This window comes from Bradyrhizobium sp. (assembly GCF_017881085.1).
GTDB lineage: Bacteria > Pseudomonadota > Alphaproteobacteria > Rhizobiales > Xanthobacteraceae > Bradyrhizobium.
The window spans coordinates 1-3,755 of the sequence record NZ_JADGRI010000421.1 but is presented as its reverse complement, the minus strand read 5'-3'; the positions used below and the strand labels follow the sequence as shown (position 1 = coordinate 3,755).

The 3,755-nt window shown below is 62.3% G+C and carries 4 protein-coding genes; 1 reads left to right on the top strand and 3 read right to left on the bottom strand.

Annotation, left to right across the window (positions count from 1 at the left end):
- From QZ213_RS25865 to QZ213_RS25855, 3 genes are all read right to left on the bottom strand, one after another.
- Window positions 1-872, bottom strand: an 872-nt coding sequence (locus tag QZ213_RS25865; RefSeq protein ID WP_291688902.1) for an SGNH/GDSL hydrolase family protein, incomplete at its 3' end; no start/stop codon positions are given.
- 13 nt (window positions 873-885) lie between these two features.
- The gene (locus QZ213_RS25860) at window positions 886-1,617 is read right to left on the bottom strand and encodes a GDSL-type esterase/lipase family protein (protein WP_291688903.1); all 732 of its coding nucleotides are present in this window, start codon (window positions 1,615-1,617) and stop codon (window positions 886-888) included.
- Window positions 1,618-1,649: 32 nt separating this feature from the next.
- Entirely contained in the window at window positions 1,650-2,918 is a 1,269-nt protein-coding gene (locus QZ213_RS25855; RefSeq protein WP_291688901.1) for an OpgC domain-containing protein, read from the bottom strand.
- Between the two features lie 257 nt (window positions 2,919-3,175).
- Between QZ213_RS25855 and apaG the strand changes: the two genes are divergently transcribed.
- A complete protein-coding gene (apaG, locus tag QZ213_RS25850; protein ID WP_291688900.1) occupies window positions 3,176-3,568 on the top strand; it encodes a Co2+/Mg2+ efflux protein ApaG in 393 nt (130 codons plus the stop codon).
- The last annotated feature ends 187 nt before the right edge of the window (window positions 3,569-3,755 follow it).

Genomic DNA, 3,755 nt, shown 5'->3' with positions numbered 1-3,755 from the left:
AGCGCCTGCTGTTCGTGCCACTCGCGCATCACCTCGAAGCGCGGGAAAATGCCGACATGGCGCAGCTCGGCGACCTTGCCGAGCAGCCTCACCATCTTGTTCGCACTCTCGGCGCGCTCGGTCACCCTCGGAGAATATTGCGGATCGACCAGCACGAGATCGGCGCCGGCCGCCTGGATGCGCGCGACGCCATCTTCGACTTCCAACGCGGTCTCGGCGGGATCGAGATTGCGCAGCACGGCATTGGTGCCGACCTGCCAGATCACGAGATCCGGCTTCATGTCGATCACCTCGGTCTGCAGTCGCTTCATCATTTCCGGCGCGTCTTCGCCGCCCTTGCCGCGATTGAGGACGGTGATGTCGGCGTTCGGATAATGCCGGCGCAGCTGCCTGGCGAGCCGGTTGGGATAAGTGAATTCGGGCGACGTCGTACCGTAGCCCTGCGTCGACGACGAACCGAAGGCGATGATCACCACCGGCTGGCCCAAAGCCAGCTTGCCTGCCACACGCGGCAGCGATCCCATCGATTTGGCGCCACCCTTCGGCGGCAGGCAAGGCACGCGACTGAAAATGTCGCCGGCCGATTTCGCGACCTCCTTCACCGTGTCGATCGCCTTGGCGGTGAGGCTCTTCGGTTGCGACGGACCGGCCTGATCGACGGCGGCAAGACTGCCGGTGCCGGTCGTCTGTGACGCGGCCGGCTTGGCGTTATCGGATTTGGCGACGCTGGATACCGCGGCCTGCTGGATCGGCTGGGCGGCTTCCGCACCCACGAGCGATATCGAGGCCGGGGTCAGCAACACAACCGCGGCGACCGCGGCCATGGCCCCGGCCAGCGCTGCCATTCGACGAAAAGGGCTGAAACCACTCATTAACGCTAGATCCTCAATTCTGCTGGGCCGGGCCCAGATGGGCGGCGTCGATCACGAATTTCGACAACGCCCGGCCGAGGCAATCGTGGACGCGCTTCGCAAGCTCGATGCCATGGAAGGCGCTGAACAGGTCGAAGTCTCCCGCGTCGTTCCACTGATGCATGATGGCGAAACGGTCGAACAGCGGAACGTCGTGCTGCTGCGCCACCACGCGCATGTTATCCAGATAGGGCGGCACTGAAATCATCGTTTCGGTGCGCGGACTATATTGCATATTCATCAAGACCACGTCGGCCCCCGCGTTTTGCAGTGCAGCAACACCTTCGTCGACCGCGGCGCGAAAATCATCGGGATCGATGGATCGCATAGCGTCAACGGTGCCGGTCTGCCAGACGACCAAAGTAGGCTTCTTTTCTTCCACCAGCTTAACGAGGCTGGCGGCCACCTCCTCCGCGGTTTTCTTACTCTGTATTTCTACGGACAGGTTGATCGCGATCAAAGGCAGCTTCTCCTTCAGCGCCGCCTGCAACCGCGCCGGGTAGGCACTCGCCTCTGACGTGTTGATGGTGGAGGACCGGCTGCCGACCACGAATATATCCAGCGGATGGCCGTTTTTCACGGCATCCGCGACCTTTGGAAGCATGCTCTCGGTGGTGAGGAGGTAAGCGGGGACTTCGCAGCTTTGGGGAGCATCTTCCGCGCGCACGCCCGCCGGCGCCGCGGTCAAAAGACCGGCCAGCATCATCAGTCCCAGGATGGCCCCCGAGTTGGACCGCATCAGCCCCCTCCCGCCAGATCGGCGTTGCCGGCGGCGCCTTTGGTTCGCGATGCGCTCTTGTCGGCAACCCGCTTGTACCACGAAATCACCCACGCGACGGCCCACATGATCAGGATTCCGGATATACTGATAACGAAGTGCATTGCAGCACCGCCGGAGACCTCAGCCAGCACGAAGTGCCCCGCGAACGCCAGGAACACGCCAAGGCAGAAAATCTCCAGGGAGTGCTGCCCGCACAGGATCAGCGGCCGCAGCCAGGGCGATTTCAGCCCCGGCCAGTCCTTCGGCAGGAAGCGAACGGTGACGGCCGCCAGCGCCAGGAAATGGGCGAACCGCAGCACGTCCAGGTCGGTCTTGTCGATCGGGTACATCCATTGCTCGATCCGGCGCGGCATCAGATAGCTCAACTGCGGAAAATACCAGGTCAGCGTGACGCAGAACGCCGCGAACAGATAGGCGAACGAGATCCAGAGCGTGATCCGCGACGACAGAATGCTCGACATTCGCCGCGCACCGCCGAGCGCGCACCACGCGCCAAACACGAACAGCAATTGCCACGCCAGCGGATTGAAGGCCCAGTAGCCGTTCGGATAGGCCGACAAATACAGGTCGTATTCCCAGGTCACGGCATAGAGCAGAACCGACAGCGCCAGCGTGAAGTCGGCGCGCCACTTCATCAGCCAGAGGATCACCGGCAGAAACAGCATCAGCACGATATAGAGGGGCAGCACGTCCATGTTGACCGGGCGGAATCGCAACAGCAGCGCCTGGACGATGGTGACGTCCGGCTGCTTGAGGAAATCCATGATCCCCATTTCTTCGGTGTACAGCGGGTTCTCGAAACTGGTCGCGACGTAGGAAATTTCCGCCAGGAAGATCGTGAACAGAAACACATGCGCGACGTAGATCTGCCAGACCCGCCGCAGGATGCGCGCGGTGGCGACCACGAAACCGGACTCCAGCATGGCGCGGCCGTAAACGAACGCCGCGGTATAGCCGGAGATGAAAATGAAGATTTCGGTGGCGTCGGAAAAGCCGTAATTGCGGATCGTGAACCAGGTCAGAAGATTGGGCGGCAGGTGATCGATGAAGATCAGCCACAGCGCCAGCCCGCGGAACAGATCGAGCCGCAATTCGCGCTCGCCGCCGACGACCGGAAACGAAATCTTCGGCGCAGCCGCGGCCCGCACGGGCGCGGCGTCGCGCGCGATCGGATCGGCTGCGTCCGCAAGCGGTGGTACGGCAATTCGATCGGCGATGGACGTCATCTGGCACCGAGGTTGGGCAGGTCGGTTTTACGCTCTTGCACCACAGCAAAGATAGTATCGGCCCGCGAGTTGCAAGCAAGCGGGCACACGGACCCAGGGGATTTTCGGCCCAAGTCACGGCCCGCGCTGTAGGTTGGAACTATGTTGAAACGACGATAGCCAATCTGCGTAGCTGGGATGCCGGCCCCTCCGGCGGGCGATTGGTTCCGGATCGATTGTTCGCTATGATGCCCGCCGGTTTGGAAAGAATCGCCCGTATGTACCGTGCCGTTACCCGCCAGATCGAAGTCACCGTGGAGCCGAACTTCCTCCCCGAGCGCTCGTCGGTCGAAAGACGCGAATATTTCTGGTCCTACACCATCGTCATCACCAACACCGGCGATGAGACGGTGCAGTTGCGGACGCGGCACTGGATCATCACCGATGCTTCGGGCCGCAAGCAGGAAGTCCGCGGCGAAGGCGTGATCGGCGAGCAGCCCGTGCTCGCGCCGGGCGAGCGCTTCGAATACACCAGCGGCGTGCCGCTTCAGACCGCCTCGGGCTTCATGACCGGACGCTATCAAATGGTCAGCGAGAGCGGCGAGCGCTTCGAGATCGACGTGCCGACGTTTTCGCTCGACAGCCCCGACAGCAAGCGGGTGCTGAACTAGGGTGGGACGGGAAGCCTTCATTGACGTGCCGTGATTATCTACGTGCCGTGATCTGCAGACGCAGCTTCGCGATCTCGCCGCTTGTATCGCGCGAGTTTTGTCGGAAATCCTTACCCTCTTCAATCGGAGGGCGCAGGGAATGCCGGGCGCCCGATGCGCCCGATAGCCGCGTGTGCAGGGGTAGTGG